Raw genomic sequence first — 23,379 nt, 5'->3', positions numbered from 1 at the left:
CCGAGTGGGGCGGCCGGCGCATATTCAACGCAGATGAATTATGCATTGTCCAATGCGCTCACCAGGTCATTCACGCCTTTGGGTGATAGCAAGCCTCGCGGTAGTGACAGCCATCTCGATACGCTGTTGGAAAACGCCAAAGCAATTTTCAAGGTCACGACAAACACAGTTGCCATGCATCTGTTGTCCTCGGACTGGAGGGCGCGCCTATTCAGACAGGTCGATAGCCTCCTTGACGCGGAAGAATGGGATGAAGAGGACAAGCCGGTTGTTTCCGGGTCGTCGCTGACTTTTATTCGCATGCTGATTTTTCTCAAAGCCCGGCGGCCTGGGCTTGGCGCGACCAGTGATGGGAATTTGGTGGCGTCTTGGACAACGGGAAACAATCGCCTCACCATCGTTTGTAAGTCCGATGACACCGTTCGGTGGGTGATATCTACCCAGACCGATATGGGTTGTGAGACGGCAGCCGGTCAAACCACAATTCTTCGGCTTCCTGATGTTTTGCAGCCATACAATCCGGCGCAGTGGTTTTCTGATGAAGGGAGATAAGATACCGGATGAAGACTACCTGATACGAAGCGTCCCATTTTCCAAGTTGCGGAAGGCCGATGGCACGGACGAAGTTATCGGAGTTCTCCCCGAGGCATTCGTGATGCGCGATGTTGATTCATATCTGTCCGCAAACTGGCTTGAACATTTTGCGGGATCTGACCAGCAAAAGATCATCGCAGCTGTCCATACGCTACGCAAAAGCTCTCTGAAAATTTCATCCAAAAGTGGGTTTGCGCGGGGTAAGGTGAGCGACATTCGTTCCGCCTGCTCGACCCGCGGCCATAGCGTTCGGATTGTCCACGAACCAGAGCCAGACAATGATGCCCACGCGGCTGTGCGCCGCTATCCCCGTGATGAACTGGAACTCTTTGAAGTGCTTGCAACCGGCGCTTGGTCAGACTGGTTTCTGAACGCTAGCATCCCCTAGAAGCCGACTTTCAAGCGATGATGACGGCGACGCAGAAAGGTGGCCAGCGTCGCCCCAAGAGGGTTGAAGTCCTTTGATAGGTTGCAGCGGCTGCAACACCAGTTTCGATTACACGATGGAAAACGACGATACAATTGCGTTCAGAGTTGGCTCGGTGGACGACCCGACAAATATGGGAAAATCAGCAGCCACCCGCGAACTCGCTATGTTCGCTGCCGGTCATCTCAGGCGGGAAGATTGTCTGGTTTTGGAGAAGACTCAGTGGGAAGATGGAACCTAGGCGTTCGCGAGGCTGCCTAGGCAAAACGAACAAGCCAGAAATGCCGGTCGAATCCGGTTCCCCAAACCATTGCGGGATCGTCTAGAGGTTTAGGACACTGGCCATGATAGAAACGCCGCTCCCTCGGGTTGAGCGGCGTTTCGCTATGCGGGAACATTTTGAGTGAAGGATGATGCGGCTTGGGGGCCCCCCGCGAGAATCGCGCCAAGGATTGATCATTCTCACAGTGAGAATGACGCATTCGGAAGTGACCAGCATCCCGCTATAGACTACCGGCCCGGCGGCGGCTCAGAAAATTAACGCCGCGACGTCCCGGCCCGCTCCACCACCCTCACCTCCCGATCGGGTTCAGCTTCAAATGCTGGATCAGGATAATCGTCTTGGCATCGATAATCCGACCGTCGTGGATGCCGGCCAGTGCCTCGTCTAGCGGCATCTCCAAAACTTCGATGTCTTCGCCTTCGTCGTGGGCGCCGCCGCCGTCGGAAATGCGGTCGGCGGGCGAGTAGCGAGCGACGAAGAACCAGAGCCGCTCGGTGACGCTGCCGGGGCTCATATAGGGCGAAAACAGCCGCTGCACGTCCTTCAGCCGATAGCCGAGTTCCTCCTCGGCCTCCTTGCGGATACAGGTTTCGGGATCGTCTTCGTCGAGCAGGCCGGCGCAGGCCTCGATCAGCGGCTCCTTGTGGCCGGTGACGTAGGCGGGGTAGCGGAACTGCCGCACCAGAAGCACAGTCGAGCGCTCGGGATCGAAAGGCAGGATCACCGCGCCGTCGCCGCGATCGTAGGTCTGGCGGGTATGCGTTTCCCATTTGCCGTCGCGCCGGCGGTAGTCGAAGACGGTCTTTTTCAAAACCGCCCATTCGTCGGAAAGGACTTCCTCCGAGCGGATGCGAATGCGATCTTCCATGGTGGACTCCCTGCTGCCGCGGCAAGGCGTAGCCGCGAACGCCCGTTCGTGCAATCCGGCCAGCTATTGGTCCAGAGCACCGGTTCACCGTCTCGTGTCTGGCGCTGGCACAATCGGCTGCATAAATAGCGGCAACCCTTCGCGGAGTTTTTTATGACCTCATCGCTTTTCCAGCCGATCACCCTCGACGGCCTGACCTTCCCCAACCGCATCGCGGTCGCGCCGATGTGCCAGTATTCGGCCGACGACGGCTCGGCCAGCGATTGGCACCTCTATCACTGGATGAACCTGGCAATGTCGGGTGCCGGCATGGTCACCGTCGAGATGACCGAGGTCGAACGGCGCGGCCGCATCTCGCATGGCTGTCTCGGCCTCTATTCCGAGGACAATGAGGCGGCGGCGCGACGCACGCTGGATGCAGCCAAGCGTGTCGCCGCGCCGGGCACGAAATTCGGCACGCAGCTTGCCCATGCCGGCCGCAAGGCCTCCAACCGGAAACCCTGGGAAGGCGGCGGCCCGCTGCACGCCGATCAGGATCCGTGGCCGATCGTGTCGGCCTCGGCAATCGCCTACGACACCGGCTGGCAGGTGCCGCGGGCGCTGGAGGACGACGAGATCCTGCAAATCATCGAACGCTTCGCCGAAGCAGCCCGGCGTGCCGAGCGCGCCGGCTTCGACTTCATCGAGCTGCATGCCGCGCATGGCTATCTGATCTTCCAGTTCCTGTCGCCGCTCTCCAACCGGCGCACCGACCGCTGGGGCGGCTCGCTGGAAAACCGCATGCGTTTCGCCGTCGAAATCGCCAAGGCGGTGAAGCAGGCGGTGCCCAGACTGATGCTGGGCGCGCGTCTGTCGATCAAGGAATGGGTCGATGGCGGCTTCGACGTCGAGGATGCGATCGAAGTGGCAAAAGCGCTGAAGGAAGTCGGCGTCGCCTATCTCTGCTGCTCGAGCGGCGGCAATTCGCCGTTGCAGAAGCTGCCGTCCGGACCCGGCTACCAGGTTCATCTGGCCGAAGCGGTGCGCAAGGGCGCCGGCATCGCGACGCGGGCCGTGGGCCTGATCGACGATCCGAAACAGGCCGAGGCGATCGTCGCCGACGGGCGCGCCGACATGGTGGCGCTGGCGCGCGCCTTCCTTGCCGATCCGCGCTGGGGCTGGCGCGCCGCGGCCACCTTCGGCGAAAAAATCCACCCGGCGCCGCAGCTTGCCCGCTCGGTGACGACGATGCAGCATTGGATGAAGGCGGCGAACTGACGGGGCGGGTTCTCACCTCGCTGGACAGGGAACCATAGCTTCGCTTTGATCCTCTGCCGGTGTAGAGTGGCGAGGGCCGCGGCTGGGCGCGGCAGGTTGGGGGAGCAGAGACATGTCGTTCAGGAGGATTTCCATTGCGGCTGCTGCCGCGGTTTTGGCCGGGCTGTCGTTTGCCACATCGACGCCGGCCGGGGCGCAATATTGCGAAGGCACGGTGCACGGTCTTTCCAGGCACTACAATCTGGCAACGGGAAGCGGCTTTCTCGCCGTTCGGGCCCGGCCGAACTCGTCGTCGCGCATGATCGGGCAATTGTTCAACGGCGACCAAACCGAGATCTTTGACCGTCGCGGAAACTGGTACCAGGTCGATTTCGGCGGCCGCGCCGGCTGGGCGAATGCGCGCTGGCTGCGCAACGACTGCGGCTATTGAGGTATTTTCGCCTGAGCTAAAAATAGCTGTTGCAACCAAATCGGCCGCTCCGCGTTGGCGGCGATGATGGACAGCAAGCCATTTGAAAAGCCGGTCGTGGTCGAACTCGGCCATGTCGGCAAATATCGGCATATCCGCAGCGCCCAGGAGGCGGCGGAGTGCCTGATGACGGTCTGGCCACTCAATCGCGGGCCGCGTCATCGTGATGCCCTCGACACTTGCCTAAAAGTGCTGGAAGGTTATCGTTCGACGGCCGATGCACGCCGGGCACTGATCGAAGCCGCCAGGGAATCGGACGTGCTGGTTACGGACGACAGGCTGCCAGACGACAGACTGGCCGATGACAGGCTGCATTGAGGCAACGGGCTTTCAACCGGAGGGTTTCATGGCGAAACTGACCTACAAGATCGTCGAGCATGATGGAGGCTGGGCCTACAAGGTCGGCTCGACATTCTCCGAAACGTTCCCCACCCATCAGGACGCGTTGCGCGCCGCCGAGATCGCTTCCGCCGAACAGCAGGTCGCCGGCAACACCGACGGCATCCAGTACGAGGACGCCGACGGCAAATGGCACGACGAGCTCGCCGACGGCCGCGACCGGCCGCAGACCGAGGTTTCGGATTAGGGTGTGTCGATATCCAGGTGATGCCGGCGTGCTTTACAGGTCGGTTTGGTAGCGCTACCGTCTCACATCGCGCGTGACCGGGAGGAGCCTGGGCGCTGTCGCGGGCCAGGCAAGAAAGCGGTTTCCTTCGAAGTCGTTGCAGGAATCAGTCGGGAGGAGATCGATGGCGTCTGTCGCAATCGGCGATGTCTACAAGTCATTTGGGACCGTCGAGGTCCTGCACGGGGTCAGCGTCGATATAGACGACGGCGAGTTCGTCACGCTGGTCGGGCCTTCGGGTTGCGGAAAGTCGACGCTGCTCAGGATGATCGCCGGCCTGGAAAAAATCTCGCGCGGCCAGATCGCGATCGGCAAACGTGTCGTCAACAACGTTGCGCCAAAAGAACGCGACGTCGCCATGGTCTTCCAGAACTATGCGCTCTACCCGCACATGACGGTCGCCGAGAACATGGCGTTCTCGCTGATGCTCAAGGGTGTTCCCAAGACGGAGAGCGATGCCGGCGTGCGGCGCGCGGCAGAAATCCTGGGACTGCTGCCGCTGCTCGACCGCTATCCGCGCCAGCTTTCCGGCGGCCAGCGCCAGCGCGTCGCCATGGGCCGGGCGATCGTGCGCGATCCGCAGGTCTTCCTGTTCGACGAGCCGCTCTCCAATCTCGACGCCAAGCTCCGGGTGCAGATGCGCGCTGAGATCAAGGAACTGCATCAGCGCCTGAAGACGACGACGGTCTACGTCACCCACGACCAGATCGAGGCCATGACCATGGCCGACAAGATCGTCGTCATGCATGACGGCATCGTCGAGCAGATCGGGCCGCCGCTCGAACTCTACGACCGGCCGAACAATCTCTTTGTCGCCAGCTTCATCGGCTCGCCCGCCATGAATATGCTCAGGGGTGAGATCGTAACCGACGGCTCGCCGTCTTTTCGCGGCGCCGGAGGGATTTCGGTCCCGTTGGCTTCGGCACTTTCCATCGGCAATGGCGAGCCGGTCGTGCTGGGGATACGGCCCGAGCATTTGCGGCTATCCGACAATCAGGGCATTCCGGTCACTGTCGTGGTGGTCGAGCCGACAGGGTCCGAAGTGCAGCTCATCGGCCGAACCGCCGGCGGCGAGGAGATCGTCGCCAATTTCCGGGAACGGCATTCCTTCACGCCGGGCGAAACCATCTGGCTTACGGCCGAGCCTGGCCTCATCCATCTCTTTCACGGCAAAACCGGACAGCGGTTCGAAACACCCATCAAGCAGTAGGACGGCACGGACAATAAGCAGGAGGAAGCGAGCATGAAATTCACCAGACGCGACGTGATCCGCACCACCGCCGGCGCTGCGGCGGGAGCCTTGGGAAGCCGGCTCATCGGCTCTCCCGCCTTTGCCCAGGAGGGATTGAAGTACAAGCCCGAGGACGGCGCCAAGCTCAGGCTGCTGCGCTGGTCGCCCTTCGTGCAGGGCGACGAGGATCAATGGCTGGCCAACACCAAGCGCTTCACCGAAGCGACCGGTGTCGAGGTCCGCGTCGACAAGGAAAGCTGGGAGGACATCCGTCCCAAGGCAGCGGTCGCCGCCAATGTCGGCTCCGGCCCGGACTTGATGTTGGTCTGGTTCGACGACCCGCATCAATATCCCGACAAGCTGCATGACGTGACGGAACTGGGCGAATATCTCGGCTCGAAATATGGCGGCTGGCACGATGGACCGAAGCAATATGCGACACGGCAAGGCAAATTCCTCGGCCTGCCGCTGGCCACCATCGGCAATGCCATCGTCTATCGTGAAAGCTGGGTGAAGGAGGCCGGCTTCTCCGAATTTCCGAAGGACACGGCAGGCTTGCTCGAGCTTTGCAAGGCATTGCAGGCGAAGGGACACCCGGCCGGCTTCACGCATGGCCACGGCGTCGGCGACGGCAACAACTACGCCCACTGGCTGCTATGGAGCCATGGCGGCCAGATGGTCGACGAGAGCGGCAAGGTGACGATCAACAGCCCCGAGACGCTGAAGGCGATCGAATACGCGCAACAGCTCTACAAGACCTTCATTCCCGGTACCGAAAGCTGGCTCGACGTCAACAACAACCGCGCCTACCTGGCCGGCGAATTGAGCGTGATCGCCAATGGCATTTCCGCCTACAACACCGCCAAGATCAACAAGGACAAGGATCCGAAACTGACCGAAATCGCCAAGGACACGCGCACGACCAACCTGCCGATCGGTCCTGTCGGGAAATCCGTCGAGCTGTTCCAGGTGACCACGGCCGTGATCTTCGACTACACGCCCTACCCCAATGCGGCCAAAGCCTATCTGCAGTTCATGTTCGAGGAACAGCAAATGTCGCAGTGGATCACGTCCTCGGCGGGCTATTGCTGCCAGACGCTCAAAGCCTTCGACAACAACCCGGTGTGGACGGCCGATCCGAACAATGCCGCCTACGCCAAGGCCTCGGCGACGCTGCGGCCCAACGGCTATGCCGGCCCGCTCGGCTATGCTTCGGCGGCGACCATGGCCGACTATGTGCTGGTCGACATGTTCGCCAAGGCGGTGACAGGCCAGGCGACGCCGCAAGAAGCGATGGCAGAAGCCGAGAAGCGCGCAAACCGCTACTATCGCGTTTGAGCGGATTCAGCGGGCAGCCATGCTGCCCGGCTTCGAATCGCGCATGGCCGCCTGGCCGATCAATGAGACTTAGAGGAGCCGACCCATGGCCGTGACCTCCGCTGCCGCTCAGCCACCCCGATCGACGCTGTCGCGCATTTTGACGTTCGTGTCTGAAAGTCATAACGCGCTTGGCTTCGGCTTCATGCTGCCGGCGGCGGCGCTGCTGCTGGTCTTCCTAACCTATCCGCTCGGGCTCGGCGTCTGGCTCGGCTTCACCGATGCCCGCATCGGCCGCCCCGGCATCTTCATCGGCATCGAGAACTACGAATATCTGTGGGATGACGCCGTCTTCTGGCTCTCCGTCTTCAACACCTTGCTCTACACGATCAGCGCCTCGATCCTGAAGTTTGCGCTAGGCCTCTGGCTGGCGCTTATCCTCAACCAGAACCTGCCGTTCAAGTCGTTCTTCCGCGCGATCGTCCTGCTGCCCTGGGTGGTGCCGACGGTGCTGTCGGCCATCGCCTTCTGGTGGATCTACGATTCGCAGTTCTCGATCCTGTCCTGGGCGCTTATGGAAATGGGCCTGATCGACCATCGCATCAACTTCCTCGGCGATCCGGAGAATGCGCGCGCTTCGGTCATCGCCGCCAATGTCTGGCGCGGCATTCCTTTCGTGGCGATCACGCTGCTTGCCGGCCTGCAGACGATTCCGCAGTCGCTCTACGAGGCCGCCACGCTCGACGGCGCCAGCCGCTGGCAATTGTTCCGCTATGTGACGCTGCCGCTGCTGACGCCGATCATCGCCATAACCATGACGTTTTCGGTGCTGTTCACCTTCACCGATTTCCAGCTGATCTATGTGCTGACGCGCGGCGGGCCGGTGAACGCCACCCATCTGATGGCGACGCTGTCGTTCCAGCGCGGCATTTCCGGAGGCCAGCTTGGCGAAGGCGCCGCGATCGCAGTCGCCATGATCCCGTTCCTGCTGGCGGCGATCCTGTTCAGCTACTTTGGCCTGCAACGCCGCAAATGGCAGCAGGGCGGCGGAGATTGACATGACCGCGATCGAAACGAGCAAACGCCCCGAACTCGACGAAGGCGGCATGGGCTACCTGCAGAGTGTGCCGCGCCGCGTGGTGACGGTTTACCTGCCGTTGCTGATATTCGTCATCGTGCTGTTGTTTCCGTTCTACTGGATGACGATCACGGCGGTTAAGCCCAACCTCGAGATGACCGACTACGCCAATTTCAATCCATTCTGGGTGGTGCATCCGACGCTCGAGCATATCCGCTATCTTCTCTTCGAGACGTCCTATCCGGGCTGGCTGCTCAACACGATCATCATCTCGACCGCCGCCACTTTCCTGTCGCTGCTGGCAGCAGTGTTCGCTGCCTATGCGATCGAACGCTTGCGGTTCTCCGGGGCGCGGCAGGTCGGCCTCGCGGTGTTCCTGGCCTATCTCGTGCCGCCGTCGATCCTGTTCATTCCGCTGTCGGTGATGGTGTTCAACCTTGGGCTTTACGACACGCCCTTCGCGCTCATCCTCACCTATCCGACCTTCCTGATCCCGTTCTGCACATGGCTGCTGATGGGTTACTTCCGCTCGATCCCGTTCGAGCTGGAGGAATGCGCGCTGATCGACGGGGCGAGCCGCTGGCAGATCCTCACCAAGATCGTGCTGCCGCTGTCGGTGCCGGGCCTGATTTCCGCGGGCATCTTCGCATTCACGCTGTCATGGAACGAGTTCATCTACGCCTTGACCTTCATCCAGTCGTCCGAAAACAAGACTGTGCCGGTCGGCGTGCTCACCGAACTGGTGCGCTCGGACGTCTATGAATGGGGGGCGCTGATGGCGGGAGCGCTGATCGGCTCGCTGCCGGTGGTGGTGCTCTATTCGTTCTTTGTCGAGCACTATGTTTCCTCGATGACCGGAGCCGTGAAGGAATAAGTTCGGAGGTATTCCCGGCGGCCGGGATGTCCCGAGGCACCCTGCCGGCCGAGGCTGCGGCGGGTTGCACACCTTTGCGTGAGGTTCTGGGAGCGTGTCAGCTGCTGGTGTCGGACTTCGGCGCAAATGCGCGGTCGGCAATGCGTTCGATGAAAGCGACGACCCGTTCCGGCCCGACGAATTGTGGCATATGGCCAAGCCCCTCGACCGGCTCGAAATCGAGCCCGCTGATCTTTTCCATCAGCGGCCAGCCATGGATATCGACGCCCAGCACGACGTCGGAAGCACCAAACAGAATGCCAGCCGGCATGGTGATCTCGCGATAGCGTTGCTCGATACGGCCAAGGTCGTGCTCGATGGCCACGACATCGGTCGACGTTGCATAGAAATGGTTTGGCCTGAGCCCGCACCAGCCGCCGCCCTCGACCATATAGTCGGCCGGCGTCGCCTGCGGCGCGAAAATGAAGGCCAGCGTGCGTTCTGCGTATCTGAGAGCCGCCGGGATCGCCACCGTGTGAGCCATGATCCGGCGCCGCAGCGGCGACTGAATGTATAGCGGGCCGAACTTCTCGCGCGCGTCCGGCTCCAGATGGGTCAGCGGCGCCAGCAAGGCGATACCGGAAACCGCCTCGGGATGCTCGACAGCCAGCGTCAGCGCGATGGCGCCACCCAGCGAATGGCCGACGATCAGCGGCTTTTGCAGTCCAAGCGCCTCGATAAAATGCCGCACGATCTCGGCCTGCTCGGGTAGCCGCCCGCTGGCGCCCCTGGCCCGCACCGAATAGCCGGAACCCGGACGGTCGAGCGCGATCAGCCGATAGTTCGGGCCGAACCGTCCGAACAGCGTGTGGCGGAATTGATGAAGCTGCGCGCCAAGGCCGTGCAGGAAGACGATCGGCCGCCCCTCGCCCATCTCGAAATAATGGATGCGATTGCCGTCGATCTCGATGAATTTACCGCTGGCCGGCACCAGCCTTTCGGCTTTCGCCGCAATCCGCAGCGTCGCCAGCACAGGATAAGCTGCCACGACGAGCGCCAGCAGAAACAGCGCGCCGGGCAGCCATAGAAGAATCGATACCGGCATGTTCTTGCTCATGGCCCCAAACCGGCGCAGCATCACCCGCCGAAGGTTCCACTGCAAGGGAGGTGGCACAGGTGGATCCGTCGTTTGGCGGCATTGCCGCCGGCCGTTCGCCGCGCTATCTCAGGCGACCCGTTGCCGGAGCCTGCCATGACCGAAATCGTCACCGCCGCCATGCTCGTCATCGGCGACGAGATTCTGTCCGGCCGCACCAAGGACAAGAACATCGGCCACCTCGCCGACATCATGACGGCGATCGGCATCGACCTGAAGGAAGTGCGCATCGTTGCGGACGAGGAAGACGAGATCGTCGCTGCGGTGAATGCGCTGCGCACCCGCTACAGCTATGTCTTCACCACCGGCGGCATCGGCCCGACGCATGACGACATCACCGCCGATTCCATCGCCAAGGCCTTCGGCGTGCCGTGCGAATACGACGCCAGGGCCTACGCCCTGCTGGAGGCAAGCTATGCTGCCCGCGGCATCGAATACACCGAAGCGCGCAAGCGCATGGCGCGGATGCCGCGCGGGGCAGACCACATCGACAACCCGGTGTCGGTTGCGCCGGGCTTTCGCATCGGCAACGTCCATGTCATGGCCGGCGTGCCGGCGATTTTCCAGGCGATGCTCGACAATGTCGTGCCGACATTACGGGCCGGCACCAAAATGCTGTCGGCAACCGTGGAATGTCCGTTCGGTGAAGGCCTGATCGGCAGCCCGCTGGGCGACATCCAGAAGGCGCATCCGGATACGATCATCGGCTCCTACCCGAAATATGGCGACGGCAAATTCTGGACGGAACTGGTGGTGCGCGCCCGCAGCCAGCAGGCGCTGGACTCCGCGCGCGCCGACGTAGAGGTTATGGTGGCGGGCCTGACCAAGGCAAGCAAGGTGGGCTGATCGGCAGGCGTGACGGAACCAAGCATTGCGCCGTGACGTTTGTCACGAGTGGGATCGCCGAAAAACTGAGGGATTGCCCATGCGCTTCAAGACCATCGTTGCCATATTGCAGAATGAACAGGACGCCGAGCGCGTTCTCGACTGCGCGATCCCGCTGGCCAGCCGGTTCCAGAGCCATCTGATCGGCATTCATGCCGAGGCGCTGCCCGTGCCCTACACCTCGGCCACCGGCTTTCCGGACACCGAGTTCCTGCAGGTTTCGGCCGACATGAACCGGGAGCGCGCCGAGAAGTTGCAGGCCGCCTTTCACAAACGCGTCGAGAATTCCGGCCTGTCGTTCGAGTGGCGCAGCCTCGAGAGTTTTTCCGGCGACAGTGCGCTGACCGGTATCTCGACCGTTCGCACCGCGGATCTGATCATCGCCGCGCAGCGCGAATCGAGCGGCGATCCGAGCGCCGACGTCGACACGCTGGTCTACGATGCCGGCCGGCCGGTGCTGGTGGTGCCGCATTCGGGTCCGCTGGTCACCAGCTTCAAGCACGTGCTGCTCGCCTGGAACGGCAGCAAGGAGGCCGCACGCGCGGCCTTCGATGCCCTGCCCTTCATCATCGAGGCCGAGAAGACGGACATCGTCGTCATCGACCCGCCGGATACGCTCGAAGAGGCGCCGGAAACGGCCGGCGCCGAGATCGCCGCCTCGCTGTCCAGGCACGGCGCGACCGTCAGCGTCTCGGTGCTGAGGTCCGGCGGCGCCTCGGTCGACGACATCATCCAGACCAGGGTCGCCGAATCGGGCGCGGACCTGCTCGTGCTCGGCGCCTACAGCCATTCCTGGCTGCGCCAGCTGCTGTTCGGCGGGGTGACGCGAACGGTGCTGCGCACCGCGCCGGTGGCGGCTTTCCTGTCGCGGTAAGTTCATAGAGACCGGTTGGACAATCGCTTTGCCGTGCCCTTGCCAAGGCCAAGCCTTTCCAGTTAATTCCGCGCGCATTCCATAGTGTCTGCGCGCGATGCGCGCTTTGCGGAGTGCGCGAAAGATGTCCCTGCCCGAAAAAGCCTTCCCGGTCTCCTGGGACCAGTTCCACCGCGATGCACGCGCGCTCGCCTGGCGGCTTGCCGGCGCCAACAAGGGGCAATGGAAGGCAATCGTCTGCATCACGCGCGGCGGCTTGGTTCCGGCCGCCATCATTTCGCGCGAGCTCGGCATCCGCATCATCGAGACGGTCTGCGTTGCCTCCTATCACGATTATACCAGCCAGGGGCAGCTGCAGGTGCTGAAGGAGGTCACCCCAGCGCTGCTCGCCGATGACGGCGCCGGCGTGCTGATCATCGACGACCTCACCGACACCGGCAAGACGGCAGGAATCGTGCGCGCGATGATGCCCAAGGCTCATTTCGCCACCGTCTATGCCAAGCCGAAAGGCAGGCCGATGGTCGACACTTTCGTTACCGAGGTCAGCCAGGACACCTGGATCTATTTTCCCTGGGACATGGGCTTCACCTACCAAAAGCCGATCGCCGACGACCACGCCGGCTGATTCGCGGTAACGCCGCTTCCGTCGGAAGACAGCGTCGAGCACTCCTTGAAGGAGTGGCCCCGGCACACGATATTTCCTTAATCGACGCCCATTGGAGTGGTTAACCAGTCCACATGAAGTTTTTTACTTTTATTGCTTATGATTAGCCGTAAGATTCACGAGACGGCAAATGATTCTGGGAGCTGGGGCAAGCTTCTCCGATGTTGACGAGGCCAACGACGCACAACCATCTGGCCGAAAGAGTCCGGCGGCTCTTCGGCACGGCGCCGTGCCGCCTTCAGGTTGCAGCGCTGCCCTGGCGCGATAGCGGCGACAGCGTCGAAATCATGCTGATCACCAGCCGCGATACCGGCCGCTGGGTGCTTCCCAAGGGCTGGCCGGAAGCAAAGGAGCCGCTTTGCGAAGCAGCGGCGCGCGAGGCCGGCGAAGAGGCCGGGCTGCGCGGCACGATCTCGCATCATGAGGCCGGCCGCTATTTCTATGCCAAGGTGCTGGCGTCCGGCGAGGAAGTGCCCTGCGAGGTGCTGGTGTTTCCGCTGCACGTCGACAAGGTCGCCGACCGGTGGAAGGAAAAGCGGGCGCGCATCCGCAAATGGGTCAGCGCCGCCGAGGCGGTACGCATGGTCAACGAGCCTGACCTCTGTCAGATCATCGCCCATTTCGGTGCCGACCCGCATCGCTTCAACTGAGTCGGCACATGGCTTCCGAGTCGGCATGGTCTTCGCTGCGGCCAAGGGCCTTCGAGCGTCGGCACCAGGCTTGTGGCTGCAAAAACGGAAATCAGCGCGCTTCTGTCCCCGTTATCCACATATGTGACACACAAGATGTTGGGGTCATAAAAGCTACGCAAACGAATCCTTGACGGCGCAAAACGAGTCGCCTTTTATAGGCCATGCGCTCCTGTTGAGAGTGCGACCGGAAAAGTTTCGAGGCCGGTCTTTTTCCCGGAATATGTGCGTTTTGATCCGCATTCCCGCCTGTTTACGAGGCCGGCGAAGGCGTGGGATTTTGAAGCCTTGGGGGCGAAAGGGGAGGATTGTCGGACTTGAATAAATTGTCTGTTAACACTATATTTAGTGTTTGCAGGTAGGTTCGACGCTAGATAATGTGAATTTCCCTCGACCGAGGGTGTTACAAAAAGTTTTCAGTTTTGAGGGACCCACAGGGTCCGTGAGCGCGTTGGACAGCGGCCTCGCAGGAGGTTCGACCGGCAGGGCGGCGGAGACTGTGAAGATGAGAGTCGGGGTTTTCGAACGCCGGCAGACGGCGGCCATGCGCGTTTCGTCAAGAGGGCAGAAATCCTCTGGGAAAAGCGCTATATGTAGACAAAAGGGACCGGACCAATGCGCATCGAGCGTCGTTTCACCAAGCCAGGGCAATCAGCTTACGCGGAGATCGAATTCCGCAAGGCGCTTTCCGAGATCAAGAATCCGGATGGCTCGGTGGTGTTCCGCTTGGACAACATCGACGTGCCGGCGCAGTTCTCCCAGGTTGCCGCCGATATCCTGGCGCAGAAATATTTCCGCAAGGCGGGCGTCCCGGCACGGCTGAAGAAGGTCGAAGAGACGCAAGTCCCCTCTTTCCTGTGGCGCTCGGTCGCCGACGAGGCTGAACTGGCCAAGCTGCCGGAAGCCGAGCGCTACGGTTCCGAGACCGACGCCCGCCAGGTCTTCGACCGGCTTGCCGGCACCTGGACCTATTGGGGCTGGAAGGGCGGCTACTTCAAATCGGAGGAAGACGCGCGCGCCTTCCGCGACGAGCTCGCCTATATGCTGGCCACCCAGCGCGTCGCGCCGAATTCGCCGCAATGGTTCAACACCGGCCTGCACTGGGCCTATGGCATCGACGGTCCCAGCCAGGGCCATTTCTATGTCGACCCGTTCACCGGCAAGCTGACCAAGTCGAAGTCTTCCTACGAACATCCGCAGCCGCATGCCTGCTTCATCCAGGGCGTGCAGGACGACCTCGTCAATGAGGGCGGCATCATGGACCTGTGGGTGCGTGAGGCGCGCCTGTTCAAATACGGCTCCGGCACCGGCTCCAACTTCTCGTTCCTGCGCGGCGAAGGCGAAAAGCTGTCCGGCGGCGGCCGCTCGTCGGGGCTGATGAGCTTCCTCAAGATCGGCGACCGCGCGGCCGGCGCCATCAAATCGGGCGGCACGACGCGTCGCGCGGCAAAGATGGTCATCGTCGACGCCGATCATCCCGATATCGAGGAATTCATCGACTGGAAGGTCAATGAGGAGCAGAAGGTCGCCTCGCTGGTCACCGGCTCGAAGATCGTCAAGAAGCATCTCGAAGCAATCATGAAGGCCTGCATCAACTGCGAAGGCAATGGCGACGATTGCTTCGACCCGGCGGTCAACACCGCGCTGAAGCGCGAGATCAAGCTGGCCAAGAAGGACGCGGTGCCGGAGAACTATATCTACCGCGTCATCCAGTTCGCCAAGCAGGGCTACACCGCGATGTCGTTCAAGACCTACGACACCGACTGGGATTCGGATGCCTATCTCACCGTTTCCGGCCAGAACTCCAACAATTCGGTGTCGCTGAAGGACGATTTCCTGCGCGCCGTCGAGCAGGATGGAGACTGGCATCTCACCGCCCGCAAGGACGGCAAGGTGCTGAAGACGCTGAAGGCGCGCGATCTCTGGGAAAAGATCGGCTATGCCGCCTGGGCGTCGGCCGATCCCGGCCTGCATTTCAACACGACGATGAACGACTGGCACACCTGCGCCTCGGCCGGTGCGATCCGGGCGTCAAATCCGTGCTCGGAATATATGTTCCTCGACGACACCGCCTGCAATCTGGCCTCGATCAACCTTCTGCCCTACCGCAACGCCGACGGCACCATCGACATCGCCGCCTACGAGCACACGGTGCGGCTGTGGACCATGGTGCTGGAAATCTCCGTCATGATGGCGCAGTTCCCGTCGAAGGAGATCGCCAAGCTTTCCTACGAGTACCGCACGCTCGGCCTCGGCTACGCCAATATCGGCGGCCTGCTGATGACCTCGGGCATTCCCTATGATTCCGACGAGGGCCGCGCCATCTGCGCCGCCCTCACCGCGATCATGACCGGCACGGCCTATGCCACTTCGGCTGAAATGGCCGCCGAGCTCGGCGCCTTCCCCGACTACGACCGCAATGCGCAGAACATGCTGCGCGTCATGCGCAATCACCGCCGTGCTGCCTATGGCGAAAGGGACGGCTACGAGAAGCTTGCCGTCAACCCGGTGCCGCTGGTCGCCTCGGATCTCAAGCAGCAGGAGCTTGCCAACCATGCCAAGGCCGCCTGGGACCGCGCCATCGAGCTTGGCGAGGAGCATGGCTACCGCAACGCGCAGGCAACGGTGATCGCGCCGACCGGCACGATCGGCCTGGTGATGGATTGCGACACCACCGGCATCGAGCCCGATTTCGCGCTGGTAAAATTCAAGAAGCTCGCCGGCGGCGGCTATTTCAAGATCATCAACCGTGCGGTTCCGGAAGCGTTGCGCACGCTCGGTTATTCCGAGAGCCAGATCGCCGAGATCGAGGCCTATGCCGTCGGCCACGGCAATCTCAACCAGGCGCCGGGCATCAATCCCGGCTCGCTCAAGGCAAAAGGCTTCACCGACGAAAAGATCGCAGCACTCAATGCCGCGCTGAAGTCGGCCTTCGACATTAAGTTCGTCTTCAACCAGTGGACGCTGGGCGCCGACTGGGTGAAGGAGACGTTCGGCTTCACCGATGAGCAGCTCAACGATTTCTCGTTCGAGATGCTGCCGGCGCTTGGCTTTTCAAAGAAGGACATCGAGGCCGCCAACATCCATGTCTGCGGGGCGATGACGCTGGAAGGCGCGCCGTTCCTGAAGGCCGAACACCTGCCGGTGTTCGACTGCGCCAGCCCGTGCGGCAAGATCGGCAAGCGTTCGCTGTCGATCAACAGCCACATCATGATGATGGCGGCGGCGCAGCCCTTCATCTCCGGCGCCATTTCCAAGACCATCAACATGCCGAACGACGCGACGGTGGAAGACGCCAAGGGCGCCTACATGCTGTCGTGGAAGCTGGCGCTGAAGGCCAACGCGCTCTATCGCGACGGCTCGAAGCTCTCGCAGCCGCTCAATGCCTCGCTGCTCGCCGATGGCGAGGAGGACGAGGACGAAGCCGTCGAGCAGCTGATCGCGGCACCGGCCGCGCAGCGCGCCGTTCAGGTGACCGAGAAGATCGTCGAGCGCGTCGTCGAGCGTCTCTACCGCGACCGCGAGAAACTGCCGAACCGCCGCAAGGGCTATACCCAGAAGGCGGTCGTCGGCGGCCACAAGGTCTATCTCAGGACCGGCGAGTTCGACGACGGCCGTATCGGCGAGATCTTCATCGACATGCACAAGGAAGGTGCGGCCTTCCGGGCGATGATGAACAACTTCGCCATCGCCATCTCGCTCGGCCTGCAATATGGCGTGCCGCTCGACGAATATGTCGAGGCCTTCACCTTCACCAAGTTCGAGCCGGCCGGCATGGTGCAGGGCAACGACGCGATCAAGAACGCCACGTCGATCCTCGACTACGTGTTCCGCGAACTGGCTGTCTCCTATCTCGGCCGCCACGATCTCGCCCATGTCGACCAGTCGGATTTCGACAAGACTGCACTCGGACGCGGCATCAACGAAGGCAAGGCGACGCCCTTCTCCAAGGGTCTCACCCGCGGTGCCTCGCCGGTCAAGCTGGTGTCGGGCATGGGTGCGGAGCCCAAGGGCTTTGCCGGCGCGGGCTCCGGAACTCCGTCCCGTACCGCCCCAACCGCCTTCTCCGGCTCCAACGTGCTGACGTTGAAGCCGGCCAGCGACGAAGCCATCGCCTACAAGCGCGACTACGAGGAGCGCGCCAGGGAACTGGTCGAGGACATCGTCTACGCGGAAGCCTCCGACCCGACGGAGCTGTTCACCGACGAGGCCGCGAAAGAAGCAGCCGAAGCCAAAGCGCTCGCCGCCAACCGGCGCCAGCAATCGCTGATGCAGGGCTACACCGGCAACGAATGCTCGGAGTGCCATAATTTCACGATGGTGCGGAACGGGACGTGCGAGAAGTGCGATACTTGTGGGGCGACGAGCGGGTGTAGTTGAGGGAATCTGAAACGCTAAATGAACATCGTCGGCCCGGTCGCAAGATCGGGCCGAAATGGTAAGGAGAACAAAAAAGGTACGACGCATAAGGATGTCCTTATGTGACATCCTCTTAAAACACCAAAGCCGACCCTCCCAGGCCGGCCTTGGATGCCGCGAATAAGCCGAAGCCCACGCGGGGCGACGAGATCAGAATCCCATCTCCTGTAGCAAGGTTATTATATGGAGATTCTGATCGAGGAGTCGAGAAGGCATCGGTAGCAGTGTGACTTTTTAACGGCTCCAGAAAGGCCCTCTCATTATGAAAACCGAACCGCAAATTAGCGCCAATAAATTGATTGAGTATTGCTTCGCTCGATCCACTCGACGATCTGTGATCATTGAAGATATCATCAGACCCAAGAACTTCCTCCTCGACACGCGCTACAATGAGATTGAGCGCGCAATGATGCATTTCATTGAAACTCACGGTCAGGATGACAGCCGACTGTCGCAGCTCGACAGGGCTTTGCTGTCGCGCCAACCTGCTACCTCGCACGATGAGCAAAGGCTTCTTACTGCTCACGATGCAATTGAACTTTGTCGCACTATGAGCTTGGCCAAGCTACCTACTGCTGCGAAATTAACCGGCATTCCGGATAGCCAGCCAAAGTTCTTTCTCAGCGGTGTCTCTGTTAGCGTCCGACCGACAAACTCGGCGAAGGTACCACAGACAGGAAAGAAGGAATTTGGCTTCGGCTTGGTTAAACCCTATCTCTGCAAGACTCTACCATTGTCGACAGAAACGTCGGCACTGCATGGGGCACTTCTCCATTGGTACGCGGAGGAATGCTTCCAAGAAGCCGGAGAACCACGAGCAGAGTTCTGTTTTGTGATTGATGTGTTTGCGCAGAAGATCTTCACTGCACCTGGTAGTTTCAGTCAACGCAGAAAGCTGCTGGCGGCGTCGTGCCAAGAGATCGCAGACAGGTGGCAGTCAATTCGGGCGAGGCTAATTGCTGACGAAGTGGCTAGTCGGAAACGGCTTAAGTAATCATCTGGCATGCTCCACCTTCTCCCGTCGTTCCGGGGAGAAGGTGAGCAGCGCCAGGAACCCTGAACAGCATCCTATACCAGTCCGGTCTGAAGGAGTGACAACATGCGGTACGCGGTGGTGATTGAAAAAGCCGGAAACAATTTTTCCGCTTATGTTCCGGATCTGCCCGGCTGCATCGCCACCGGTGCGACGGTGCCTGAGGTTGAAGCCGAAATTCGTGACGCAATACGCTTTCATATCGAAGGCCTGCGGGCCGACGGGCTGGATGTGCCCAAAGGGGTCAGCCTGGCGGAATATGTAGAGGCGTAGAGCCGCCAGCCGAACTGGGGCTGGTAGTTATCTACCACGCGTTTCGCTTTGATGGCACGGCATGGATCCTAGGGTCTGCGCTCCGCTTCGCGTTCGCTCCGCCCTAGGATGACGAAGACACGGGGCCTGGAGGCCAATCGCCAAAGCCGGTAATTGGCGGGAACATCCCTCCTTTCGTCATCCTAGGGCGGAGCAGGAGCGAAGCGACGTTGCGGAGACCCTAGGATCCATGCCGTGGCCCGGCGGCGCGATGCCGACAGTGGAAGCCAGGCACCCGACCGGCCGCGCTACTCCACTTCCGCCACCATCTGCCGTCCACCGACCCAGTCGCGCCACGCCCTCTCGTCGCCGTGGAAGACGTTGAGGTCGATGCGGCCCCTCACACCGTGCGACAGGCCGGAGCCGGAATATTGCCAGAACAGCCATTTGCGGCCGGGATAGACCTTTGACGGATGCGCCGCCACGGCGCGCAGCCAGAATGGATAATCTGGGAATGCGCCGCGCAGATTGTCGCGGTAGAAGTCGGGCGCGGTGTAGATGATCGGCCGCTGGCCGTAGTGGCGCTCGAGCTTGTCCATGAACACCTGCATCTTCTCCAGCACCTTTTGCCGGGACGGGCGGCGCTTGCAGCTGGATTCGCCGTTCCACTCGACGTCGATCACCGGCGGCAGCGCACCCTCGACCCTCGGCACGTTGCGGATGAACCAGTCCGCCTGCTCGCCGGCGGTGCGGCACCAGTAGAAGAAATGATAGGCGCCGCGCTTCAGGCCGGCGGCGTCGGCATTGCGCCAGTTCCTGGTAAACATCGGGTCGATATGATCGCCGCCGTCGGTCGCCTTGATGTAGGCGAAATTGGCGCCCTGGGCGCGCAGCTTTTGCCAGTTCACATTGCCCTGCCAGCGCGAAACGTCGACGCCATGGACGGCAAGGCGCCTTGGCGAGGAGGACTTGCCGAAATTGATCGGCTTGGCGTCGCGAAAACCATAGCGCGTGACCGGCTCTGCAAGCATTGCCGGTGCTGCGCGTGTCAGCCGCTTCGGCGGCGACATCAGCGCGATCACCTCGGCCGGCGGTTCGACGTCCTGATCGGGTACGTCCATCGCGACCGGCTGTTCGTCCTGCTCCTGTTCGGCAAAAGCGGGCGCAGCATCAGTTTTCGCCACGGATGCCACCGGCGCGGGTGGCCGCACAACCGAGCTGGTGGTCTCGCTGGACGGCACTTGCAGCGCATCGACGCCGGAGGTCGACGTGCAACCGGCAAGGCACAGCGCTGCGATCGAAAAGATGACGACGCCTGATATCCGCATCTGGACCTGTACGCAAAACACAACAGACCGAAGGCAGGACAACGCCGCCGGACAAACCAAGCTGGATTCCTAACAAGAAACTACCAACAAAGTTTGAATCGAATTGTTAGGGCTCTCGTCGAGACGTCGGCGGGCAAAGGGACGCTGCCCTTCCACCGTTCGGCCACGTCGCTGGCTTCGCAATCCCGCTTGACAACTCACTGCGTGAGATTAGTCTTCGCTAATCTTACGATGTAAGGCCATACTTGGGAGGGAGTCATGCAGCCCGCCGCCTTGTCAGAATTGCAGCCCTTAGTCACGCCGGAGCCACGCTCGCCCGCCATCGGGATCGACGAGATATCCGGCGATCTCAGCCGCGTCATCGAACGCGCTGAGGTCGATGCCTGGCTCGATCTCTATCGCGCCGCCCCGGCAGACTTTGCCGCAAGGCAAGGCCTAGCCATCGCCGAAGATGGCGATCTCGTCTGGACCACCTGCACGACGATCCCGTTCATCCATTTCAACTGCGTCAAGAACCTTGGTGTCGATAGCGCGGCCACCGAGAGCCGGCTCGATACGCTTCTGAGGCATTATCGCGACGCCGGCATTCTGCGGCCCTGGTTCTACACCAACCCACACACCGAGCCCGCGACGCTCAGCTGCTGGCTCGAGGCGCGCGGCCTGCAGCGTCAGGGAGGCTGGGAACGCATCTTTCGCGACGCCACGCCGTTGCCAGCGGAGCCGCTTTTCCCGACGGAGGATGTCTCGGTCGAGCGGGTGACGCCGGCAACGGCAAGGGAATGGGCTGGGTTCATCGACAGCCAATACCGGTTGCCGACCTCACCGTGGTTACTGGCGCTGGCCGGCCGGCGCGGCTGGCACCATTACATGCTGCGGCGCGACGGCGCGGCGGCGGTGCGCTCGATGTTCATCGGCACCGACGGCATGGCCTGGAGCGGCATCGACGCGCCGGTGCCCGGCATCATGGCGCCGAGCTTCGATCTCGATGCAATGCTCGGCGAAGCGATGGTGCGCGACGGACTTGCGGCCGGTGCAAAACTGTTCGTGGCCGATATCGAGGCGCCGCAAGCCGAACGCGACGGGCCGGCCTATCGCAACTATGCACGTCTCGGCTTCAAACTCGCTTATTTCCGCAGCCATTACAGCTATTTGCCGGCAAATTCCGGCTAACCGCTTCAAGACCCTAGCCGCACAGCCACAGCTTGTGGCAGGTCGTGGCCATCAGGTGGGCCGGCGGTACAAAACGATCGTTGACCGCCACATCATCGTCCGCCCGCCGGACTTTTTCTTCGAGCAGCGTGCGAAGTTGCGCCGGTTGCACGCGGTCGCGCTCCATCACCAGCTTGATCATCGGATCGCTCAAGAGTTCGTCCAGGGTGTTGATGCTGTCGTTCATTCCGTCGCCTCCTCGACTGCCGCCCGCACGCAATAGATAGGCAGCAATGATGGCCCGCCAATGACGCTTTGCCGGCTATCTCGTGTCGCTTTGGATTAAATTTTGTCCAGATTTCACCTCAAACCGGAGGTGGCGCGCCTTCATATTGCGGCAGGCCGTCGTCGATCTGCACCCAGGGCTGCTTCGAGGCGGTCCAGATATGCATCTCGGGCCTGAACACTGAGGGGTCATCGAGCGAGCCGGTGGTGACGCCGATGATGCCGGCGGAATCGCGCCGGGAAAACATCGTCGTGCCGCAGCGCGGGCAAAAGCCGCGCTTGAGATCGGGCGAGGAATTCACCATCGCCAGCGGACCGTCGACCGTCACATCGTCGATACGGAACAGCATGCGCGCGTTGAAGGCGGCACCCAGCGCCTTCTGGCACAACCGGCAATGGCAGATCCGCTCATTGATCGGTGCCGCCTCGGCGCGGTAGCGCACCGCGCCGCACAAACATCCACCCTGATATCCAGCCATCGCCCGCGTCCCTTCCCTGTAAGGATAGGCGATACCTATCGATAGGCGTGGCAGCGTCAATTGAAAAGCTTTGATGGCGCCATCTATAGCTGTGATGCGGCCGATACACGATTGGCTCGATGCGCCGCGCCAAGGCCTCATCGACGAAATGCCGGCCGTCTCGCGGGAGACGGCCGGCAGACAATTGACTGCGTGTCAGTTCGTTTCGTTGACGACTTCGTCCCAGGTCTTGACCTTGGTCTCGCCATTAAGGAACGGCAGCGCGGCAGGTGTCAGTTCCGGCGCGAAGAACACATCGTAGTGGGTGCGGTTCGGCACGATCGCCAGGCGGTTCTGCGACAGGTTCTCGCGCATCCAGCCGGCGTCCTTCAATCCGCCGCCGAGCATCTGGTAGAATTTGATCTCGTGCTCGGGCCGGTACATGTCGCTGTCGCCAAACACCAGCATCACCGGCATTTTCAGCTTCGGCACGTCGGCGGAATAATCGTAGTCCTTGCGCATATAGGCGCCAAGTTGATCGAGGAGTTTCGGAAAATCCTCCGGATGCGGCGCAACGGCGACGTAGGATTTGTACATCGGCGTGTCCTTCATCATGTCAGCCATCGCCGCGCCGACCTGTGCCTGCTGGCCACGCATCTCGGCATAGAAGCCGTCCGCGGCGTAGGGGGTCGAGACCAGCACCAGCCGGCGCACCGCCTCGGGATGCTGCACGGCCATGCGGAAGGCGACGCCGCCACCCAGCGAATAACCCATGACGTCGACCTTGTCGTAGCCGAGCGCCTTGACGATCGCCGCCATGTCGTCGCCCATCGCCTCCAGGCTGAGCGGCCGGTCGCCGAGTGCGGTGCGGCCATGGCCCTGCAGGTCGACGCCGATGACGGTGCGGTTTTCGGTAAGCTTCGGCAGGATCGGCGCGAACATATCCGTCGTGCCGAGCCCGCCATGCAGCAGAAGCAGCGGCTCTCCCTTACCATAGACGGCGTAATAATAGTTCAAACCGTTGATCGGCAGCAGGCCGGATTTTTCCGGCTTCGGCAATGTTGCGGTTGCGGTCGTCATGGCGGGCTTGGCCTCCTCAGCGTTGATGGTGCCCGGCGCCGCAAACAGCGCGGCGGCCGAAGCGAAAATGGCGAAAAATATCGATCTGGACATGTCAGTCTCCCT

The 23,379-nt window shown here is 61.6% G+C and carries 25 protein-coding genes; 19 read left to right on the top strand and 6 right to left on the bottom strand.

What is annotated here, in order from left to right; all coding sequences use genetic code 11:
* The first annotated feature begins 33 nt into the window (after positions 1-33).
* The 3 genes from NKH91_RS17195 (at position 34) to NKH91_RS17185 (ending at position 1,262) form a co-directional block, all read left to right on the top strand.
* Positions 34-552, top strand: a complete 519-nt coding sequence (locus tag NKH91_RS17195) for a hypothetical protein (RefSeq protein WP_352495833.1) — start codon at positions 34-36, stop codon at positions 550-552.
* The gene (locus NKH91_RS17190; RefSeq protein ID WP_352495832.1) at positions 539-982 is read left to right on the top strand and encodes a hypothetical protein; all 444 of its coding nucleotides are present in this window, start codon (positions 539-541) and stop codon (positions 980-982) included. The genes NKH91_RS17195 and NKH91_RS17190 overlap by 14 nt, the downstream gene beginning before the upstream one ends.
* A gap of 115 nt (positions 983-1,097) precedes the next feature.
* On the top strand, positions 1,098-1,262 hold the full coding sequence (locus NKH91_RS17185; RefSeq protein ID WP_352495831.1) for a hypothetical protein: 165 nt from the start codon (positions 1,098-1,100) through the stop codon (positions 1,260-1,262).
* Positions 1,263-1,593: 331 nt separating this feature from the next.
* Here the strand turns inward: NKH91_RS17185 and NKH91_RS17180 are convergent, their stop codons facing one another.
* Entirely contained in the window at positions 1,594-2,172 is a 579-nt protein-coding gene (locus NKH91_RS17180) for an NUDIX domain-containing protein (RefSeq protein WP_254817694.1), read from the bottom strand.
* 153 nt (positions 2,173-2,325) lie between these two features.
* On the opposite strand from NKH91_RS17180, the gene NKH91_RS17175 reads away from it, so the two are divergent.
* The 8 genes from NKH91_RS17175 to NKH91_RS17140 all read left to right on the top strand — a co-directional run bounded on the left by NKH91_RS17175 (position 2,326) and on the right by NKH91_RS17140 (position 9,023).
* Positions 2,326-3,429, top strand: a complete 1,104-nt coding sequence (locus NKH91_RS17175) for an NADH:flavin oxidoreductase/NADH oxidase (RefSeq protein WP_352495830.1) — start codon at positions 2,326-2,328, stop codon at positions 3,427-3,429.
* Positions 3,430-3,541: 112 nt separating this feature from the next.
* Positions 3,542-3,859, top strand: coding sequence for an SH3 domain-containing protein (locus tag NKH91_RS17170; protein WP_352845015.1), 318 nt, complete (start codon positions 3,542-3,544; stop codon positions 3,857-3,859).
* A gap of 63 nt (positions 3,860-3,922) precedes the next feature.
* Positions 3,923-4,216: a DUF982 domain-containing protein gene (locus NKH91_RS17165; RefSeq protein WP_352495829.1), complete on the top strand. Its 294-nt coding sequence runs from the start codon at positions 3,923-3,925 to the stop codon at positions 4,214-4,216.
* Positions 4,217-4,244: 28 nt separating this feature from the next.
* Positions 4,245-4,484 carry a DUF2188 domain-containing protein gene (locus tag NKH91_RS17160; RefSeq protein WP_023674770.1) on the top strand — a complete coding sequence of 80 codons (240 nt, stop codon included), beginning with the start codon at positions 4,245-4,247 and terminating at the stop codon, positions 4,482-4,484.
* A gap of 163 nt (positions 4,485-4,647) precedes the next feature.
* Positions 4,648-5,733, top strand: coding sequence for an ABC transporter ATP-binding protein (locus NKH91_RS17155; protein WP_352845017.1), 1,086 nt, complete (start codon positions 4,648-4,650; stop codon positions 5,731-5,733).
* 33 nt (positions 5,734-5,766) lie between these two features.
* Positions 5,767-7,092 carry an ABC transporter substrate-binding protein gene (locus NKH91_RS17150; protein ID WP_352495827.1) on the top strand — a complete coding sequence of 442 codons (1,326 nt, stop codon included), beginning with the start codon at positions 5,767-5,769 and terminating at the stop codon, positions 7,090-7,092.
* Between the two features lie 184 nt (positions 7,093-7,276).
* Entirely contained in the window at positions 7,277-8,128 is an 852-nt protein-coding gene (locus NKH91_RS17145; protein ID WP_376705884.1) for a carbohydrate ABC transporter permease, read from the top strand.
* Position 8,129: 1 nt separating this feature from the next.
* Complete coding sequence (locus tag NKH91_RS17140) at positions 8,130-9,023, top strand: carbohydrate ABC transporter permease (protein WP_023717433.1); 894 nt, start codon at positions 8,130-8,132, stop codon at positions 9,021-9,023.
* Positions 9,024-9,120: 97 nt separating this feature from the next.
* Here the strand turns inward: NKH91_RS17140 and NKH91_RS17135 are convergent, their stop codons facing one another.
* Positions 9,121-10,107 (bottom strand): alpha/beta fold hydrolase, encoded by a 987-nt coding sequence (locus tag NKH91_RS17135; protein WP_352845018.1) that lies wholly within the window; start codon positions 10,105-10,107, stop codon positions 9,121-9,123.
* Between the two features lie 147 nt (positions 10,108-10,254).
* Between NKH91_RS17135 and NKH91_RS17130 the strand changes: the two genes are divergently transcribed.
* From NKH91_RS17130 to NKH91_RS17100, 7 genes are all read left to right on the top strand, one after another.
* The gene (locus NKH91_RS17130; protein ID WP_352845020.1) at positions 10,255-11,004 is read left to right on the top strand and encodes a competence/damage-inducible protein A; all 750 of its coding nucleotides are present in this window, start codon (positions 10,255-10,257) and stop codon (positions 11,002-11,004) included.
* 79 nt (positions 11,005-11,083) lie between these two features.
* On the top strand, positions 11,084-11,917 hold the full coding sequence (locus NKH91_RS17125; protein WP_023717430.1) for a universal stress protein: 834 nt from the start codon (positions 11,084-11,086) through the stop codon (positions 11,915-11,917).
* Positions 11,918-12,041: 124 nt separating this feature from the next.
* Complete coding sequence (gpt, locus tag NKH91_RS17120) at positions 12,042-12,542, top strand: xanthine phosphoribosyltransferase (RefSeq protein ID WP_023674762.1); 501 nt, start codon at positions 12,042-12,044, stop codon at positions 12,540-12,542.
* Between the two features lie 200 nt (positions 12,543-12,742).
* Positions 12,743-13,231, top strand: coding sequence for an NUDIX hydrolase (locus tag NKH91_RS17115; RefSeq protein ID WP_023717429.1), 489 nt, complete (start codon positions 12,743-12,745; stop codon positions 13,229-13,231).
* A 654-nt stretch (positions 13,232-13,885) separates the two neighbouring features.
* Positions 13,886-17,650, top strand: a complete 3,765-nt coding sequence (locus NKH91_RS17110) for a vitamin B12-dependent ribonucleotide reductase (RefSeq protein WP_352845021.1) — start codon at positions 13,886-13,888, stop codon at positions 17,648-17,650.
* 301 nt (positions 17,651-17,951) lie between these two features.
* Entirely contained in the window at positions 17,952-18,683 is a 732-nt protein-coding gene (locus NKH91_RS17105) for a hypothetical protein (protein WP_352481148.1), read from the top strand.
* Between the two features lie 105 nt (positions 18,684-18,788).
* Complete coding sequence (locus NKH91_RS17100; protein ID WP_023783899.1) at positions 18,789-18,995, top strand: type II toxin-antitoxin system HicB family antitoxin; 207 nt, start codon at positions 18,789-18,791, stop codon at positions 18,993-18,995.
* 287 nt (positions 18,996-19,282) lie between these two features.
* On the opposite strand, the gene NKH91_RS17095 is transcribed toward NKH91_RS17100, so the two are convergent.
* Positions 19,283-20,302, bottom strand: coding sequence for a GH25 family lysozyme (locus tag NKH91_RS17095; RefSeq protein WP_352481149.1), 1,020 nt, complete (start codon positions 20,300-20,302; stop codon positions 19,283-19,285).
* A 258-nt stretch (positions 20,303-20,560) separates the two neighbouring features.
* Here NKH91_RS17095 and NKH91_RS17090 point away from each other — a divergent pair, with 258 nt between their 5' ends.
* On the top strand, positions 20,561-21,472 hold the full coding sequence (locus NKH91_RS17090; RefSeq protein ID WP_352817500.1) for a hypothetical protein: 912 nt from the start codon (positions 20,561-20,563) through the stop codon (positions 21,470-21,472).
* 13 nt (positions 21,473-21,485) lie between these two features.
* Here NKH91_RS17090 and NKH91_RS17085 read toward each other — a convergent pair whose 3' ends face one another.
* The 3 genes from NKH91_RS17085 to NKH91_RS17075 form a co-directional block, all read right to left on the bottom strand.
* Entirely contained in the window at positions 21,486-21,698 is a 213-nt protein-coding gene (locus NKH91_RS17085) for a hypothetical protein (protein ID WP_352495816.1), read from the bottom strand.
* Positions 21,699-21,816: 118 nt separating this feature from the next.
* On the bottom strand, positions 21,817-22,215 hold the full coding sequence (locus NKH91_RS17080) for a GFA family protein (protein WP_352481152.1): 399 nt from the start codon (positions 22,213-22,215) through the stop codon (positions 21,817-21,819).
* A gap of 195 nt (positions 22,216-22,410) precedes the next feature.
* Complete coding sequence (locus tag NKH91_RS17075; protein ID WP_352481153.1) at positions 22,411-23,367, bottom strand: alpha/beta fold hydrolase; 957 nt, start codon at positions 23,365-23,367, stop codon at positions 22,411-22,413.
* Positions 23,368-23,379: the final 12 nt, after the last annotated feature.

The sequence above is a fragment of the Mesorhizobium sp. M0894 genome (assembly GCF_040319725.1).
In the GTDB taxonomy this organism is placed as follows: domain Bacteria; phylum Pseudomonadota; class Alphaproteobacteria; order Rhizobiales; family Rhizobiaceae; genus Mesorhizobium.
This window is presented reverse-complemented; position numbering and strand designations above follow the sequence as displayed.